Annotated in this window: 14 protein-coding genes; 1 reads left to right on the top strand and 13 read right to left on the bottom strand. The window is 40.4% G+C overall.

Annotation, left to right across the window (positions count from 1 at the left end):
• Nucleotides 1–50: 50 nt before the first annotated feature.
• The 5 genes from htpG to AS4_RS01305 form a co-directional block, all read right to left on the bottom strand.
• Entirely contained in the window at nt 51–1,982 is a 1,932-nt protein-coding gene (gene htpG / locus AS4_RS01325; RefSeq protein WP_096732688.1) for a molecular chaperone HtpG, read from the bottom strand.
• A gap of 92 nt (nt 1,983–2,074) precedes the next feature.
• A complete protein-coding gene (locus tag AS4_RS01320; protein ID WP_004818519.1) occupies nt 2,075–2,416 on the bottom strand; it encodes a lysozyme inhibitor LprI family protein in 342 nt (113 codons plus the stop codon).
• 167 nt (nt 2,417–2,583) lie between these two features.
• Nucleotides 2,584–3,195 carry an OmpW/AlkL family protein gene (locus tag AS4_RS01315; protein WP_034617314.1) on the bottom strand — a complete coding sequence of 204 codons (612 nt, stop codon included), beginning with the start codon at nt 3,193–3,195 and terminating at the stop codon, nt 2,584–2,586.
• Nucleotides 3,196–3,575: 380 nt separating this feature from the next.
• Nucleotides 3,576–4,994 carry a Na+/H+ antiporter family protein gene (locus AS4_RS01310; protein ID WP_004818515.1) on the bottom strand — a complete coding sequence of 473 codons (1,419 nt, stop codon included), beginning with the start codon at nt 4,992–4,994 and terminating at the stop codon, nt 3,576–3,578.
• Nucleotides 4,995–5,138: 144 nt separating this feature from the next.
• Entirely contained in the window at nt 5,139–6,014 is an 876-nt protein-coding gene (locus AS4_RS01305) for an alpha/beta fold hydrolase (RefSeq protein WP_096735465.1), read from the bottom strand.
• Nucleotides 6,015–6,133: 119 nt separating this feature from the next.
• Here AS4_RS01305 and AS4_RS01300 point away from each other — a divergent pair, with 119 nt between their 5' ends.
• On the top strand, nt 6,134–6,622 hold the full coding sequence (locus AS4_RS01300) for a PaaI family thioesterase (RefSeq protein WP_004818511.1): 489 nt from the start codon (nt 6,134–6,136) through the stop codon (nt 6,620–6,622).
• Between the two features lie 174 nt (nt 6,623–6,796).
• Here the strand turns inward: AS4_RS01300 and AS4_RS01295 are convergent, their stop codons facing one another.
• The 8 genes from AS4_RS01295 to rplK all read right to left on the bottom strand — a co-directional run bounded on the left by AS4_RS01295 (nt 6,797) and on the right by rplK (nt 19,197).
• Entirely contained in the window at nt 6,797–7,153 is a 357-nt protein-coding gene (locus AS4_RS01295) for a hypothetical protein (RefSeq protein ID WP_004718470.1), read from the bottom strand.
• Between the two features lie 246 nt (nt 7,154–7,399).
• On the bottom strand, nt 7,400–7,963 hold the full coding sequence (locus AS4_RS01290) for a hypothetical protein (protein WP_096732686.1): 564 nt from the start codon (nt 7,961–7,963) through the stop codon (nt 7,400–7,402).
• A gap of 83 nt (nt 7,964–8,046) precedes the next feature.
• Nucleotides 8,047–12,240 (bottom strand): DNA-directed RNA polymerase subunit beta', encoded by a 4,194-nt coding sequence (gene rpoC / locus AS4_RS01285; protein ID WP_004718473.1) that lies wholly within the window; start codon nt 12,238–12,240, stop codon nt 8,047–8,049.
• A gap of 154 nt (nt 12,241–12,394) precedes the next feature.
• Entirely contained in the window at nt 12,395–16,483 is a 4,089-nt protein-coding gene (gene rpoB / locus AS4_RS01280) for a DNA-directed RNA polymerase subunit beta (RefSeq protein ID WP_096732684.1), read from the bottom strand.
• A 304-nt stretch (nt 16,484–16,787) separates the two neighbouring features.
• Nucleotides 16,788–17,153 (bottom strand): 50S ribosomal protein L7/L12, encoded by a 366-nt coding sequence (gene rplL, locus AS4_RS01275; RefSeq protein ID WP_004718477.1) that lies wholly within the window; start codon nt 17,151–17,153, stop codon nt 16,788–16,790.
• A 48-nt stretch (nt 17,154–17,201) separates the two neighbouring features.
• Nucleotides 17,202–17,708 carry a 50S ribosomal protein L10 gene (gene rplJ, locus AS4_RS01270; protein ID WP_004718479.1) on the bottom strand — a complete coding sequence of 169 codons (507 nt, stop codon included), beginning with the start codon at nt 17,706–17,708 and terminating at the stop codon, nt 17,202–17,204.
• Nucleotides 17,709–18,069: 361 nt separating this feature from the next.
• Nucleotides 18,070–18,765, bottom strand: a complete 696-nt coding sequence (gene rplA / locus AS4_RS01265) for a 50S ribosomal protein L1 (RefSeq protein WP_004718482.1) — start codon at nt 18,763–18,765, stop codon at nt 18,070–18,072.
• A 3-nt stretch (nt 18,766–18,768) separates the two neighbouring features.
• Nucleotides 18,769–19,197: a 50S ribosomal protein L11 gene (gene rplK / locus AS4_RS01260; protein WP_004718484.1), complete on the bottom strand. Its 429-nt coding sequence runs from the start codon at nt 19,195–19,197 to the stop codon at nt 18,769–18,771.
• Nucleotides 19,198–19,293: the final 96 nt, after the last annotated feature.

The raw sequence follows: 19,293 nt of genomic DNA, 5'->3' as shown, positions 1-19,293 counted from the left end.
TAATAAAAAAGCCTATCTCTAAGATAGGCTCTGTTAAAACAAATGACGACTTATTTAAGCAATAAATTGTTAATACGTTTTACATATTCTGCAGGATCATCAGGTAAACCACCCTCAGCAATTACTGCCTGATCAAAGATCACATTGGCTAAATCATCAAACTGGGCTGAACCTTCCAATTTTTTCACTAAAGGATGTTCTGGGTTAATTTCCAGAATTGGCTTAGATTCAGGTACAGCCTGACCCGCTTGTTTTAACATACGAATCAATTGCGGCGAAAGCTCACCATCACTGGTCACTAGACATGCTGGTGAGTCCACCAAACGCGTTGTCACACGCACTTCTTTGGTCTTGGCTTTTAATGAATCAGAGAGTTTTTCAACCACAGGTTTAAACTGTTCTGCGGCAGCTTCAAGTGCTTTTTTCTCTTCTGCATCTTGTAAATCACCAAGATCAACTGCACCCTTTGCGACATTTTGCATAGGTGTGCCATCAAAGTCATGCACAAACTCCATCGCCCATTCATCAACACGGTCTGCCATAAGCAAAACTTCAATGTCTTTTTTACGGAACAATTCGAGTTGTGGTGAGTTTTTCGCAGCCGCTAAGCTATCGGCGGTCACATAATAGATGGCTTTTTGCCCTTCTTTCATGCGTGCTTTATACGCTTCCAATGATGTTGATACTTCATCATTGTTCGAAGTAGAGAAGCGTAAAAGTTTTAGAATACGTTCACGATTACCAAAGTCTTCACCTAAACCTTCCTTGATTACTGAACCAAATTCAGCATAGAAGGTTTTAAATTTGTCTTGGTCAGCCTGATCTTCTGATTTTGCTAAAGCATCCAATGTTGTCAATACACGACGTGCATTTCCTTCACGGATGGTTTTCACATCACGGCTTTCTTGTAAAATCTCACGGCTTACGTTAAGCGGCAGATCAGCACTATCCACCACACCTTGTACAAAACGTAGATAATTTGGAATCAGATTGTCTGCATCATCCATAATAAATACACGTTTTACATAAAGTTTGATGCCTGCTTTGGCTTCACGCGTGAAAATATTACTTGGTGCTTTACTTGGAATATAAAGCAATTGGGTATATTCAGTACTGCCTTCAACTCGGTTATGTGCCCAAGCCAATGGCGCATCAAAGTCATGCGTTAAATTCTTATAGAATTCTACATACTGCTCTTCAGTAATTTCGCCTTTGCTACGTGTCCACAAAGCACTTGCTGAGTTAATCGCTTCCCATTCATCTGTTTTAACATAATGACCTGGTTTTTTCTCTTCACCTTCAGCAGCTTCTTCTTCCTGCCAAACTTCCTTCTGCATTTCGATAGGTAAGCTGATATGGTCAGAATATTTATTGATAATTTGTTTAACTTTATAAGATTCTAAATAATCCAGCGCATCATCACGTAAATGTAAAATAATTGACGTTCCACGTGAAGCCTTCTCAATTTGTTCAACTTCAAAATCACCCGTACCACCACTGATCCAACGTACACCCTCTGATGCATCTAAACCTGCACGGCGAGATTCAACGGTAATTTGATCAGCAACGATAAAACCAGAATAAAAACCTACACCAAACTGACCAATCAGTTGCGCATCTGCTTTTTGATCACCAGATAACTTTGACATAAAGTCTTTGGTGCCCGATTTAGCAATCGTTCCTAAGTTATCAATTGCTTCTTGTTGGCTTAAACCAATACCATTGTCTGAGATGGTGATTGTTTTGGCATCTTTATCTAAGCTTACACGAACATGTAAGTCTGGATCATTCTCATAATATTCAGGATGGTTAATTCCTTCAAAACGTAACTTATCACATGCATCTGAAGCATTTGAAATCAGCTCGCGTAGGAAAATTTCAGGGTTAGAATAAAGTGAATGCGTCACTAAATGTAAAAGCTGAGCCACTTCTGCTTGAAAGCTATGCTTTTTTGAACTGTGTTGTACGTTCTGTTCACTCATAAAATCACTCCGTAAATTCATAACGCTTTTTTATTGAATGCATTAGAAATGGAGTGGTTTAAGCATATTTCAATAGGCAAATTTAATTTTTTTTAAAATGGGCCTTGTTGATAAACTCGATTCATATAAATCTCTAGTTTTTGCTGACGCATCTGATACGCATCGGTTAAACAACGCAGATTGTCCTGACATTGATTGCGCAGTTGTAACCATTTCACTTGCTGATCCTGTATCACACCCCGTGTTCCCATTGGAACGAGTTTACGGATAATGGTATAGGTGGTCGCCATTTTGACATCTGCATCGTTTAAACTGCGATGCTCACAAATGGCATGTTCGCTTTTGGTCTGAGCATGCTCACAATTAAAACTTGCAGCATTGGCTATAGTGCTGCTACTTAACCCTACAAATATTATAAAAATTAAATTTTTCATATCATGTCAAAGTCTTATTGATGTTCTGATAGATTAAATGGATTTAATCAGCGCTTATATAGCTAAAAATAACTATTTTTTATTGCTTCTTGTTTCAATATATAAGGCTCTGTAAAAATAAAAAAAACTCGGTAAATTTACCGAGTTTTTATGATTCTAAAGCGAACTTAGAATCTATAGCTATAACCCAAAGTATAGATAACTGGATCAATATCTAAATCAAATTTTGCAGCAGTGGTATTACCCGCTTTAACAGTCACTTCTGGGCTTAATTGAGCATAACGGGCATCAAAGAAAACACCCCAGTTTTTTGCATCAGCAGGTTGGAAGTTAAAACCGATTTGACCAGCAAAACCAAAATCATCTTTAACTTTAACCTTAGTACCCGCCAATGCTCCAGATGATTCCTCATCCCATGCAAGGAATGCTGTACCACCCACACCAATATACGGTGTAAAACGTGTAGAGTTTTTAAAGTTATATTTAAACGTTACAGTTGGTGGTAAGTGTTTAAGGTTAACTGCTTTTTCACCATCTAATTTCACATCGTGGCTAATTGGTGTAGCTAATAAAACTTCCGCAGAGAAAGGTGTTTCACCAAAGATATATTCTACAGAAGGTGTAAAAGCATATTCATGGTCTGCTTTCACAGTACCAACACCAGCAACTTTGGTGTCTTGTGTTGGTGCAATCACCGAACCACCAACTTTGACTTGCCAATCTGCAAATGAAGCAGAAGAAATTGCCATTAATGCAATAAGAGCAGTTTGCTTTAACATTATAAATACCCCAGCGTTGTTATTAATAAACATTAAACATAGGTATTAATAATATTGCAACATTTATTTAAATCAAAAATTATTATATATTTTCAAACAATTGTTATATAAGTAAATTTATTTTAATCATATCAATATAGTTGGTTTTTAAATCCAACTTAATTAATCAAGATTATTTAATTAAAACCAAGTGTTTTAATCAAGTTAATATTATCTATTGGTTAGTTATTTTAAATAAATCAAATCACAGCTATTATTTTATTTTTTCAATATTTATAGTAAATTTCCTGCAAATACAAGTTATTTTAGACCAAATAACCATAAAAAAAGGAGATTCATCAATCATTTAATGAATCTCCTTATGTCTGATCAGTACCGACTTATAAAACCATCGCAGCAATCCAACCAAACACCAATAATGGAATATTAAAATGGATAAATGTTGGAACAACCGTATCCCAAATATGATCATGTTGCCCATCTACGCCCAAACCAGCCGTAGGTCCCAAGGTCGAATCTGAAGCTGGTGAACCCGCATCTCCCAATGCTGCCGCAGTACCAATTAAGGCAACAGTTGCAAGCGGAGAGAAGCCGAATTGTACGCATAAAGGAACATAAATGACTGCAAGTACAGGCACACTTGAAAATGATGAACCAATTCCAATCGTTACAAATAAACCAATAAATAACATCAAGAAAGCAGCCAACGCTTTATTATCACCAATCAAATGTACAACACCGTTGACCAACTGATTAATATCCCCAGTATGGGTCATCACGGATGCAAAACCCGCAGCAGAGATCATGATAAAACCGACCAATGCCATCATACGCATCCCTTGTACAAAAACATCATCCGCTTCTTGCCATTTAAAAATCCCTGCGGCAGAGAGAACAGAGAACCCGACCAATCCACCAAGAATCATTGAGCCTGAATACAATTGAGAGATCAGGGTTAAAATGATTGCCAGCAATGCCATAAGAATAGTTTTCTTGGCAATCACAGGAGCTTCTTGCTTGGCTTCTTGCTCTAAGGCAATACCATCAGCTTTTAATACCTCAACATTTACCGCACGAAGTGGTTTATCTAAATCAATCGTGGTAATTGGTGCAACATTACGATCAACATAAATACGCGGTTTACGATAACTGACAAAAACGGCAAACAAAGTACCAATCACCATACCCAATACAGGAATAGCCATCCCCATAGGCATCATGCTTCTTTCAACATGCAGATGATAAGCAGCGCCAATTTTGTTGATATTTCCCATCAGAATTTGTTCAAGAAAAATTGCACCAAAGCCTACAGGCAAGAAGATATATGTGCCGACTAAACCTAAGGTCAGTACACATGCTGCGGCACGACGGTCGAGTTTCAAGTGATTCATCACTTTTAATAACGGTGGAACAAGCACAGGAATAAACGCAATATGCACAGGGATTAAGTTTTGTGAACAAATCGCGGCAATCAGTAAAATACCCAATAATAAGAATTTTACTTTGGTTGCTTGTTTCTGCGTGGCTTCCATACCGAGTAAGCCGATCAGTTTATAGGCCAATAAATCAGGCAAGCCTGACTTTGAAAGTGCCAAAGCGAAAGCGCCTAATACTGCATATGCCAAGGCAACTTCTGCACCATCACCCAAGCCCGCATTAAATGCTGTAACAGTATCTGACAGACTTAAACCTGCAACCAACCCACCTATAATTGCTGAAATAACCAATGTTAAAACAACAGAAACTCGTGCCAGTGACAAGATAAACATCACGGCAATCGCAATAACGACAGCATTCATGGAGAAATTTACGAAAATTTGAAAGCCGATATTTTATCAGATTCACTACAATGAAGCTGTAATTTAGTCGAACTGGTCATAAAATGAATAGGCCATGTGAAAACATGGCCTATTTTTATAAGAGCTCACATCACTTTAAGCGAATCAACTCTCACTATTTTTGAGTGCAAATGTTTGAATATATTGTGCAATGTCTTGTGGTTGGCTAAGTACTGCCCAATGGTTTGCATCAACTTCTACACGTTCAAAATCTGTTGCCCATTTAGGCACTTCATCAATCAATTCTGGGCTTACAAATTTATCTCTTAACAGTACAACCGCCTGTACAGGACATACTGCATAACGCTGACGTGGTCGAGTTAAACGTGGAAGAAAGTTAGCACGGTATAGTCCGATACCATGTTCACCATCTTTTGCAATATTTTGGTTTAACGGTAAGCCTTTCTTTTTCTCAAGTTGCGTTAAAATTGCGCCCCAGCGTTGTGGACTAAAGAAATGCCAAACGGTCGGTGCAAGAAATGGTAACTGGAATGCAACGATATACCAAGATTTAAATAACTGCTTAAAAAATTTAGGCTTTTCATGCAAGAACTGTTCGCGCATCCAAAAAGCAGCATGATCCAAGCAAGGTCCAGACATGGTGGTATAAGACAAAATACGATTTTTAAATTTAGGTTCAGTCACAGATTCCCACGACTGAATCGAGCCCCAATCATGCGCTGCAAGATGAAAATTACGATTGGGTAGTAGCTCATTTACCACGCACTCTAAATCCAAAGATAAACGTGCTAAGGCATAATCACGAATTCGTTTCGGCACAGAAGACTGTCCTGCTCCACGTACATCATAAGTAATGATATAAAATTTTGAGATCAATTGTTCAATAATCGGTTCCCAAACTTCCTGATTATCAGGATAGCCATGCACTAAAACCAATGCAGGGTTTTCAGCATTACCCCATGTTTTTGCATAAAGTTTTTGCTTATCTTGTGTGGATATCCAATAAGTTTGCACTTGCATTGAGTCACCTTTTATTGTTTTACCATTGGCTGTGATTTCGTAGTAGAGGGCATTTGGATCAATGCCACATTCCATTCAGTTCTTTATTATGGTTTAAAAATCGATAACTAGAATTGACCATGAATGCGCTAATCAAAAAACTACAGACAATCCCATTTGTTTCCAAATTTATGTTGAATCATTTTTCTCCATATAAAGGTGCAGGGATTGAAATCGAAAAAATTGATCTAAAAAACTATCATGTTCGGGTCAAAATGCCACTGACACACAGCAATCAAAATATTGTTGGTGTGCACTTTGGCGGTAGTTTGTATTCAATGGTTGATCCATTTTATATGCTTCTTTTAATGCATCATTTGGGTCCGAAATATATGGTTTGGGATAAAACCGCAAGCATCAACTTCCTTTCCCCTGGACGTAGTACGGTTTATGCAGATATTCGTTTAGATGCGATTGAAATTGAACATGTCAAAGATTTAGCTGAAAACTATAGTCCAGTCTATCGTAACTATACCGTGAATATTTTTGATGATTCTGGCTTAAGAATTGCTGAGGTACAAAAAACCGTATATATCCGTCGTAAAAACCCACACCCCTTAAAACGCTAAACAAGATTTAAATCAGTCTTACTAAAACGAAATATCCATAGATGCAACAAGAGTGCTGAAATGGTCAGATCTTTTACATTAGATTTGAAAATAGGAATAAAAAAATAAGCGCATCACGTAATCAGCAATGCTAATACGTTGCGCTTATTTTTATTGAGTCTTGGGTTCAGACGCTTACTTATTTTGCTCAATAGCAGCACCTGCACCACCACCGATCGCGCCACCAATTGCAGCACCGGCATCACCGCCAAGAACACCCTTACCAAGGACTGAGCCAATACCCGCACCGATACCACTATAGGTTGCATTGCGATTTGAACCATTGTTGGCTTTGCTTCCTACAGCTGCACCACCGCCTGCACCAACAGCAGCACCAACGCCATTACCTGCATGATTACCTACACCGCCACCAACAGCACCACCAAGGGCCGCTGAAGCAATACGCTTATCATTCGCTGACATGTTTTCACAACCTGTAAGCATCACAATAGGTAAACTCACACACATCATAGTCATTACTATTTTTTTCATGTTATTCATCCTTTCTATCTGAACTTACAAATGCAATTGATTACCACTGATTGTATGAAAACACTAATTTATGGATTAAATTAAATTTTCATGTTGCCATTTGTAGTCTTTGATTATCAAAGATGCACAATCGAATTTAAATAACATTCATGTTAATAAGAAAATTATTATCAAAAAACCATATTTAATAAGGTAAATAAAAACAGTTGGTTAATGATAAATACCTCATGCTAAATCTTAATTTTTTTATTTAAATTTTTCTTTGAGAAAATGATAACTTGCATAAACAAGCATCAAGATTAGAAGCTGGCTGAATACCAAGAAAAGCATAAAAAAGAGTTCAGCAAAGACAACACCAAGTTGATAGTGATACAAGGATTGGAATAAATAGCCATTTCGAGCTAAACCTATGCTCATATCTTGTTTAGCGAAATGCCATTGCATCATCGAAAAACTAAACCAGATAAATCCAATAACGCATACAACCACAAGCACCCCATCCCACAACTTAAACTGCGCTGTCTGGGGCTTTGTTTGAGGTGTATTTTTACGCTCTTGTTGCCAAATCATGCAAAATAAAAAAACGGCCCAGAAGCTGCTCAATAGCGAAAAATAAGCAGTCACCGATACCGTATAAAAAGCCAAGGGACCAAACCTTCCCGTTTGAATCTTTAATTTTTCTGTGATGAATTGAAATACATCGTGCTGCCAATTCATTTCTGGCTGAGCTGGTAAAAACATCAACAAACAGATGGGAACGAACATGACTGCCAGTAAAACTATCCATATATTTCTAATTTTAATTGCCATTTTTAATGTTTGTGACTGAGGTCTACTCAGTATATAAAAAAAGACGCCCTAAGGCGTCTTCTTCATTTCAAAAGCTGTTTAACTTAGAAAGAATCTTCGTTTAAAGCTTGAGAGAATGCTTGATCAACTTCAGAGAAGTCATTTACAAGCTCATGCTCTGCAGCTTCTGCTTCTTGACGACGACGCTCTAAGTGGTATGCAAGACCAGTACCTGCTGGAATCAAGCGACCTACAACAACGTTTTCTTTCAAGCCACGTAAATCATCTTCTTTACCTGTTACAGCCGCTTCAGTTAACACACGAGTTGTTTCCTGGAACGATGCAGCAGAGATGAACGAGTCAGTAGAAAGCGATGCTTTGGTAATACCCATCAATTGACGTTCATACTTCGCAGGGAACTTGTTCTGAGCCAATACCGCTTGGTTTTCGCCCACAACGCGGATGTAATCCACTTGTTCGCCTTTGATAAAGCTTGTATCGCCACCGTCGGTAATGTCAACTTTACGCAACATTTGACGAACGATTACTTCGATATGCTTATCGTTGATTTTTACACCTTGTAAGCGGTAAACGTCTTGAACTTCGTTCACGATGTAGTTGGTTAATGCAACTTCACCTTTCAAACGCAAGATGTCATGTGGGTTTTGTGGACCATCAGAAATGGTTTCACCACGGTTCACATGCTCACCTTCAAACACGTTAATGGTACGCCATTTTGGAATCAACTCTTCATAAATTTCAGAGCCATCATCTGGTGTAATCACTAAACGGTTCTTACCTTTGGTTTCTTTACCAAAGCTTACAACACCTGAGATTTCAGCAAGAATTGCATGTTCTTTCGGCTTACGTGCTTCGAACAAGTCAGCTACACGTGGCAGACCACCAGTAATATCACGAGTACGTGAAGTTTCTTGTGGTACACGACCAATAACGTCACCAACACCGATCGTCTCGCCATCACGAACAGTCACGATCGTGTTTTGTGGCAAGAAGTAGAACTGTTCGCCGCCATCGGTTGTATCCAACACGATTGCAGGACGCAAATCTTTACCAGAAGCAGGACGTGCTGTTACAGGTAAAATTTCAACCGTGGTCATACCCGTTGCATCATCAGTTTTCGATGTTGCAGTTACGCCATCCGAAATTTGGCTGAAGCGTGCTTTACCAGCAACTTCTGTAACCAATGGATGTGTATGTGGATCCCAAGTTGCAACAATACCGCCGCCTTCTACAGGTTGACCATCTTTAATCAAGATAGACGCACCGTATGGAAGTTTATAACGCTCACGTTCGCGACCTAAATCATCAGCGATACCAATTTCACCTGAACGTGAAACAGACACCAAGTGACCTTTGGCATGTTGAACAGTTTTAACGTTATGGAAACGAACTGTACCTTTGTTACGTACTTGTACGCTATTTGCAGCAGACGTTCGGCTTGCAGCACCACCTACGTGGAATGTACGCATGGTTAACTGTGTACCAGGTTCACCAATTGATTGCGCAGCCATAACACCGACAGATTCACCTGGATTCACCAAGTGACCACGCGCCAAGTCACGACCATAACATTTAGCACATACACCGAAAGTCGAAGCACAGTTTACAACTGAACGTACTTTAACTTCATCGACACCCGCATCTTCAAGATACGCAGCGATTTTCTCGTCAATCAATGTGTTACGTGGAAGCACAACTTCATCTGAACCCGCTTTTTTCACGTCTTCAGCAGTTACACGTCCTAATACACGTACACTTAATGGCTCAATGACATCGCCACCTTGAATGAACGGAGTCATTACAAGACCTTCGAGCGTACCACAATCTGGCTCAGTAATAACCAAGTCTTGCGCAACGTCGACTAGACGACGTGTCAAGTAACCAGAGTTTGCTGTTTTAAGTGCTGTATCGGCCAAACCTTTACGCGCACCATGTGTTGAAATGAAGTACTGAAGTACTGTCAGACCTTCACGGAAGTTTGCTTTAATCGGTGTCTCAATGATCGAACCATCTGGTTTCGCCATCAAACCACGCATACCTGCAAGCTGACGAATCTGAGCTGCCGAACCACGGGCACCAGAGTCAGACATCATGTAGATACTGTTGAATGATTTTTGCTTCTCGTCTTCACCCTGTTTGTTTTTAACAGTCGTGAATGACAAGTTGTCCATCATCGCTTTGGCAACTTGGTCGTTAGTACGCGCCCAAATATCGACAACTTTGTTGTAACGCTCACCCGCAGTTACGAAACCTTGCTCGAATTGTTGTTCAATTTCACGAACTTCAACTTCTGCTTTTTCGATAATTGCTTGTTTTTGTGGCGGAATCAACATGTCTTCCATACCCACAGAAACACCAGAACGGGTTGCTTGACGGAAGCCCAAGTACATCAATTGGTCAGCAAAGATAACAGTATCTTTCAAACCTAATTTACGGTAGCAAGAGTTAATCAACTTAGAGATGTTCTTTTTAGTCATCTCAACGTTGATTTGTTGGAAATCCATACCTTCAGGAACAACTTCCCAAAGTAAGCAACGACCAGGTGTCGTATCTACAACAATAGTTTGATGCTCACGGTTACCGTTTTCATCAATCACTGTTTGGTGTACACGTGCTTTTACACGTGCATGTAAGTCAACTTGACCTGTTGCAAGTGCACGGTTTACTTCGTGAGTATCCGCAAACACCATGCCTTCACCTTTGGCATTGATTGCATCACGTGTGATGTAATATAAGCCCAAGACAACGTCCTGAGAAGGTACGATGATCGGCTCACCGTTGGCAGGTGACAAGATGTTGTTGGTCGACATCATTAACGCACGAGCTTCTAATTGAGCTTCAAGTGTTAATGGAACGTGAACCGCCATTTGGTCACCATCGAAGTCGGCGTTAAACGCAGCACAAACGAGTGGGTGTAAACGGATCGCTTTACCTTCAATTAGAATAGGTTCAAATGCTTGAAGACCTAAACGGTGAAGTGTTGGCGCACGGTTCAACATCACTGGATGTTGACGAATTACAGATGCAAGAACGTCCCAAACTTCAGGAGTTTCACGCTCAACCATTTTCTTCGCAGCTTTAATGGTTGTTGCTTGGCCAGAAGCTTGTAGCTTAGCAAAGATAAACGGCTTGAATAATTCAAGTGCCATTTTCTTCGGAAGACCACATTGGTGCAAACGTAAAGTTGGACCTACAGTAATGACCGAACGACCAGAGTAGTCAACACGCTTACCAAGTAAGTTTTGACGGAAACGACCTTGCTTACCTTTGATCATATCTGCCAAAGATTTAAGCGGACGTTTGTTCGAACCGGTAATTGCACGACCACGACGACCATTGTCCAATAACGCATCTACAGACTCTTGTAACATACGTTTTTCGTTACGTACGATAATGTCTGGTGCAGCAAGGTCAAGAAGACGTTTTAAACGGTTGTTACGGTTGATCACACGACGATAAAGATCGTTCAAGTCAGAAGTCGCAAAACGACCACCTTCAAGCGGTACCAACGGGCGAAGATCAGGTGGAAGTACTGGAAGTACATTCATCACCATCCATTCTGGCTTGTTGTTTGACTCTTTGAACGCTTCCATCAACTTCAAACGTTTAGAGGCTTTTTTAAGCTTCGTTTCTGAAGTTGTGTTTGGAATTTCTTCACGTAAACGAGAAATTTCAGCTTCAAGATCGATGTCTTTCAACAAATCTTGAACTGCTTCTGCACCCATTTTCGCGCTGAATTCGTCACCATGTTCTTCTAACGCAGTGAAGTATTCTTCATCGTTAAGAAGTTGGTACTTTTCCATTGGCGTCATGCCAGGATCAGTAACGACATAAGATTCGAAGTACAATACACGTTCGATATCACGTAAAGTCATATCAAGTAATAAACCGATACGGCTTGGTAATGATTTCAAGAACCAAATATGCGCAACTGGAGAAGCAAGCTCGATGTGACCCATACGCTCACGACGAACTTTTGCAGTTGTTACTTCAACGCCACATTTTTCACAAATGACGCCTTTATATTTCATACGCTTGTATTTACCACACAAGCATTCGTAATCTTTTACTGGACCAAAGATTTTGGCACAGAATAAACCATCACGTTCTGGCTTAAACGTACGATAGTTAATGGTTTCTGGCTTTTTAACTTCACCGTGAGACCATGACTTAATCATTTCTGGTGACGCAAGACCAATACGGATACGGTCAAACTCTACTGGAGCGTGACCATCTGAATCCGTCTTTTTGCGCATGATATCGAGCAAGTCTTTCAATTTTTTTCTCCGTGTGTCGAAGCGCTTTTCAGGCTACGACTGGGTCACAAATATTGTTTTTTCACTGAATTTTAATCCCCCTTGATCCCCCTTTTTCTAAGGGGGAAAGTCCCTCTTTCATAAAGAGGGATTTAGGGAGATTCAATGGTGAAGTTTAGTCACCATTTTTCAGTTCAATGTTGATACCTAAAGAACGGATCTCTTTGGTCAATACGTTAAACGATTCAGGCATACCCGGATCCATATAATGGTTACCATCTACAATGTTCTTATAGATGCGAGTACGACCTTCAACGTCATCCGACTTCACAGTAAGCATTTCTTGAAGTGTATAAGCAGCACCATAAGCTTCTAGTGCCCAGACTTCCATCTCACCGAAACGCTGACCACCGAATTGTGCTTTACCACCAAGCGGTTGTTGAGTTACAAGTGAATAAGAACCAGTAGAACGTGCATGCATCTTGTCATCAACCAAATGGTTCAACTTGAGCATGTACATATAACCAACAGTTACTGGGCGGTCAAAACGCTCACCTGTACGTCCGTCATACAATACTGTTTGACCTGTACGTGAGATACCACCAAGCTCAAGTAACTCTTTGATCTGACTTTCTTCTGCACCATCAAATACTGGCGTAGCTAAAGGAACACCTTTACGCAAGTTACCTGATAACACCAAGATTTCTTCATCAGTTAAGCTATCAAGATCTTCTTGCTCGCCACCAACTTTGTTATAAATCTTGTCTAAGAAATCACGAAGCTCAAGAACGGTACGTTGCTCTTTCATCATCTTGTCGATCTTATCGCCAAGACCTTTTGCAGCCATACCTAAGTGAGTTTCAAGAATCTGACCCACGTTCATACGTGATGGTACACCCAATGGGTTAAGTACGACATCAACTGGAACACCATGGATGTCATGCGGCATGTCTTCAACAGGCAAGATGTTTGATACAACACCTTTGTTACCGTGACGACCCGCCATCTTATCACCAGGCTGGATACGACGTTTTACAGCTAAGTAAACTTTAACAACTTTCAAGACACCTGTTGTAAGCTCATCACCTGTAGAAAGTTTGCGTTTTTTCTCAGCAAATTTCTCATCAATCTCGTAGCTCTTCTCTTTCAAGAACACTTGAATTTGAGTTAAGCGTTCAGCGATGCCTTCATCTGTTGGTTGAACTTCTAAAAGATCAACAAGCTCTAAACCAGACAATACATCTTCAGATAGCTTATCACCGCGCTTGGTCGTACCGCCGCCATTCGACTCTTGGCCTTTTAACAAACGGATAATACGTTCACGAGCAGCTTCTTCGAAGATTTTGAATTCTTCTTTCAAGTCTTTACGATAAGCATCAAGTTGCGCTTTCTCAATCGCTTGAGCACGTTCATCTTTCTCGATACCGTCACGTGTAAACACTTGAACGTCGATGACTGTACCTTTAACGCTTGAAGAAACACGTAAAGATGAATCTTTAACGTCTGCCGCTTTCTCACCAAAGATTGCACGAAGTAATTTTTCTTCAGGGGTTAATTGTGTTTCACCTTTAGGCGTCACTTTACCAACAAGAATATCACCCGCTGCAACTTCAGCACCGATATAAACAATACCTGATTCATCAAGTTTAGATAACGCTGCTTCACCTACGTTAGGAATATCGGCAGTGATTTCTTCCGCACCTAACTTCGTATCACGTGCAACACATGATAATTCTTGAATATGAATTGACGTTAAACGATCTTCTTGAAGAACACGTTCAGATAATAAAATCGAGTCCTCGTAGTTATAACCGTTCCAAGTCATGAACGCGACACGCATGTTCTGACCCAATGCTAATTCACCACCATCAGTTGATGGACCATCAGCAAGAACGTCACCACGGCCGACTTTATCGCCCATGCTCACAAGCACTTTTTGGTTAATACATGTGTTTTGGTTTGAACGCGTGTATTTGATCAAGTTGTAGATATCTACACCTGCTTCACCCGCGATCATTTCATCTTCGTTGACACGAATAACCACACGTGATGCATCTACAAACTCAATGCGTCCGCCACGTTTCGCGATCACACATACACCAGAGTCGTGCGCTACGTTTGCTTCCATGCCGGTACCCACAAGTGGTTTATCAGCAAGCAATGTAGGAACAGCCTGACGTTGCATGTTTGAACCCATCAATGCACGGTTGGCATCATCGTGTTCAAGGAATGGAATAAGTGATGCAGCGACAGATACAACCTGTTGAGCAGATACATCCATATGCGTCACTTTTTCAGGTGGCATACGAACGAAGTCACCTTGGTGACGTACTGAAACGAAGTCTTCTGTTAAGTGTCCATCTTTATCCAATGCAGAATCGGCCTGTGCAATAACAGTACCTACTTCTTCAATTGCAGATAAATATTCAACATCATCTGTTACACGACCATCAACAACGCGACGGTATGGTGTTTCCAAGAAACCGAAGTTGTTCGCTTTTGCATAAACAGAAAGCGAGTTGATCAAACCAATGTTTGGTCCTTCAGGTGTTTCAATTGGACATACACGACCATAATGAGTTTGATGTACGTCACGTACTTCAAAGCCCGCACGTTCACGTGTCAAACCACCAGGCCCAAGCGCAGATACACGACGTTTGTGTGTAATTTCTGACAATGGGTTGTTTTGATCCATAAACTGTGACAATTGGCTTGAACCAAAGAATTCTTTGATTGCAGCAGCAACTGGTTTCGCATTGATCAAATCTTGTGGAGACAAGTTATCTGTTTCAGCTTGGTTTAAACGCTCTTTAACAGCACGTTCAACACGAACTAAACCAACACGGAATTGGTTTTCTGTCATTTCACCAACAGAACGTACGCGACGGTTACCCAAGTGATCGATATCGTCGACTTCACCTTTACCGTTACGAATTTCTACCAGTGTTTTCAGTACATCAATGATGTCATCGTTAGAAAGAATACCTTCTACTTCACGAGACTTCTGATCTGTACCTACTTCGTAAGGACGACCCAAACGACGGTTAAACTTCATACGACCCACAGGCGATAAATCATAGCGCTCTGTAGAGAAGAATAAGTTATTGAATAAGTTTTCAGCTGCTTCTTTCGTTGGTGGCTCACCTGGACGCATCACTTTGTAGATTTCTACAAGTGCTTCTTCACGACCAGATGTTGTATCTGCACGTAAGGTGTCAGCAACAAAAGAACCACGATCGATGTCATTGGTGAACAGGATATTAAATTGTTTAATACCACCTTCAGCAATTCTGACCAAAATTTCATGACTTAATACAGTGTTAGCAGTAATTACTTCACCGTCTTTAAGTACGATATCTTCAGCAGTAATACGCTCATACAAATATTCATCTGGAACTGGAAGTTTAGTTAAACCAGCAGCTTCCATTTGACGTACATGGCGAGCATTAATACGTTTACCTTGTTCAACAATGGCTTTACCATCATTGTCCACGATATCAAATTGAGCCATTTCACCACGAAGACGTTCAGGCACAAGGTCAATCTGATAGCTACCCATATCAAGATATACAGGTACTTTTTCGTAGAACATATTCAGAATTTGTTCATTGCTATAGTTCAATGCACGTAACACAACAGTCGCAAGTAATTTACGACGACGGTCAATACGTACAAAGACTAAATCTTTAGCATCAAACTCAAAATCTAACCATGAACCACGATAAGGAATAATACGTGCTGAATAAAGCACTTTACCGCTTGAATGCGTTTTACCTTTATCATGGTCAAAGAATACGCCTGGTGAACGGTGTAATTGAGATACGATTACACGCTCAGTACCATTGATGACAAAGGTACCATTCTCAGTCATGAGTGGCATTTCACCCATGTACACTTCTTGTTCACGTACGTCTTTAATAGATTTCGTTTCACGATCTTTGATGATCAAACGAATTTTAACGCGCATTGGTGCCGCAAAGGTTGAGCCACGAAGAATACATTCGCGAACATCAAACTCTGGTTTACCAAGACTATACTCAACGAATTCTAAAGCAGCATTGCCCGAATAACTTTCAATAGGAAAAACTGAACGAAATGCAGCTTGGAGACCGATATCTTCGCGATTTTTTGGTGTTTTGCCGTCTTGCAAGAATGTTCTGTACGAGTCGACTTGAATCGAGAGCAGGTACGGAGCATGCATGACTTGGGGCAATTTACCAAAATTCTTACGGATCCGTTTCTTTTCGGTATATGAGTATGCCATCTGGAGTCCTCGGAAAGTAAACTAAGTCCGCCTGCAGAACGAACTTAGAAGGAATTACGCAGGTCGATATGACCACCACTTTTATACAAATGCTGCAAATTTCAGTGGTACAAAACGCTTAGCAATATTTTTAAAATGGAAAAATATTGCTAAGCGTTTGATTGTGTTTATTTATTTTTAAAATTGATGGTTTTTCTACCAATCAATCTAAAATCGAGCCGATTATTGTAACGCAAAAAGGCTGATGACCCAAGAGCCATCAGCCAATTTTTGGGGTCAAATTAAAATTCGACCCCTAGCGAAATTACTTAACAGTAACTGTAGCACCAGTTTCTTCAAGTTTTTTCTTAAGTTCTTCAGCTTCTTCTTTAGAAACGCCTTCTTTAAGATTTGAAGGAGCGCCTTCTACTAAGTCTTTAGCTTCTTTCAAGCCAAGACCAGTAACTTCACGTACTGCTTTAATTACAGCAACTTTGTTAGCACCGAAAGAAGTCAATTCAACATTGAATTCTGATTGCTCTTCAGCAACAGCAGCAGCAGGACCTGCAGCTACAGCTACAGCAGCAGCTGATACGTTGAATTTCTCTTCGAAAGCAGAGATAAGTTCAACAAGTTCAAGAACAGTTTTTTCAGCAACTGCGTTTAAGATTTCTTCGTTAGTTAAAGCCATGAGAATAACTCCAAATGGATATTGAATGGTGTGTGAAATTTATTAAGCTTATGCAGCTTCTGACTCGTTTTTCTCTTTGAGCGCTGTAATAAGGCGACCCAATTTCGAAATAGGAGCTTGAAGAACATTGGCAAGCATAGTAAGTGCTTTTTCTTGGTTCGGAAGATTCGCGATAACGCTAACATCAGCACCTTGATAAAGTTTGCCGTCAAATGCAGCAGCTTTAAGTTCAAATGCTTTGTTAGTTTTAGCAAATTCTTCAAACAAGCGAGCAGCTGCGCCCATGTCATCTTCAGAAGTTGAAAAAGCTAGAATAGTTGGACCAACAAGGTTTTCGTCTAAGATATCAAATTGAGTACCTTCGAAAGCACGTTTAGCCAAAGTGTTACGCACGATACGTGTCTTAACACCTAACTTACGAGCTTCAACACGAAGTGTAGTCAATTGTTCAACTGTTAAACCTTGGTAGTCAGCAACAACAGCAGCAAACGCGGTAGAAGCAACTTCATTTACTTCCGCAACGATCTGTTTTTTGTCTTCGATAAGAAGAGCCATTGTAAAACCTCCTAACGGTGATTTATGCAATCCACGGACTGCACTCCCAATTCGTAAATCAATCTCTTGACTTACACGCGGAGGAGGAATCAATCACACCACCGCGTCTACTCAGACTGGTATTTTAAGAAGCGAATCCGAAGACTCCCCTCGCCTGAGGTCTTTGACGCTGATAAATTTACATCTATCAATTCAAAGTCCGCCTGATGATCAACAAAGCAATGCTTTATCAATCCACAAGAAAAAAAGCTCAACCTCAATAGAAGTCATCACTCTTTCTTGCGTAAAATTTGAAGTAACACTTCAAATTTTACTCAGGACTTTAAAATTCTTTTATCGCAATATAATTATTGAAAAATAATTATTTAGAAACGTTTTGTACATCAACAACAAGACCAGGACCCATAGTTGAGCTCAAAGTGATCTTTTGGATGTAGATACCTTTAGAAGTCGCAGGTTTTGCTTTCTTAAGGTCAGCGATAAGCGCTTCAACGTTTGAACGAACAGCTTCAGCAGTGAAACCTACTTGACCGATCGCAGCGTGGATGATACCCGCTTTGTCTACACGGTAACGTGCTTGACCAGCTTTTGCATTTTTAACTGCAGTTGCTACGTCAGGAGTTACAGTACCCACTTTAGGGTTTGGCATTAAGCCACGTGGACCAAGGATCGTACCTAACTTACCAACAACACGCATTGCATCTGGAGCAGCAATAACAACGTCGAAGTCTAAGTTACCCGCTTGAATGCTTTCAGCAAGATCATCAAAACCAACGATGTCCGCGCCTTCAGCTTTAGCAGCTTCAGCAGCAGCGCCTTGAGCAAACACAGCAACACGTACAGTTTTACCAGTACCTGCAGGAAGTGTAGTCGCGCCACGAACAACTTGGTCAGATTTACGAGGATCAACACCTAGGTTTACCGCAACATCCAAAGATTCTTTGAATTTTGCAGCAGGTAGACTGCTAAGAACTTGTACTGCTTCTTCCAAAGTGTAAACTTTGTTTGCTTCAATAGCTGCAGCAATGGCTTTTTGACGTTTAGTTAACTTTGCCATGTCTTATAGCTCCACTTCCAAGCCCATAGAACGCGCAGAACCAGCAATGGTACGTACACGTGCGTCTAAATCAGCACCAGTTAAATCTGGTTCTTTAGTAGTCGCAATTTCTTCTAACTGAGCGCGAGTCAACTTACCAACTTTAGTTTTGTTTGGTACAGCAGAACCCTTTTGGATACCAGCAGCTTTCTTAAGAAGAATCGCAGCAGGTGGAGTTTTCATGATGAATGTGAACGACTTATCGTTGTACACAGTGATCACTACAGGAATTGGAAGACCTTGTTCAACTTTTTGTGTAGCAGCATTGAATTCTTTACAGAATGCCATGATGTTAACACCCCGTTGACCTAGTGCAGGACCAATCGGTGGAGATGGATTCGCTTTACCAGCTGGAACTTGCAGCTTGATATAGCCGTCAATCTTCTTAGCCATTTCAAATTACCTCTGGGTACAAACGCCTTTTAGAGCTCCCCAACATTTCAAGTAACGATACCGTTACAACAACAATGCCCGATCCATAACAAATCG

The sequence above is a fragment of the Acinetobacter guillouiae genome (assembly GCF_002370525.2).
GTDB lineage: Bacteria > Pseudomonadota > Gammaproteobacteria > Pseudomonadales > Moraxellaceae > Acinetobacter > Acinetobacter guillouiae.
Note: the sequence above shows the minus strand (reverse complement) of the source record. Positions and strands in the feature narration are given on the sequence as shown.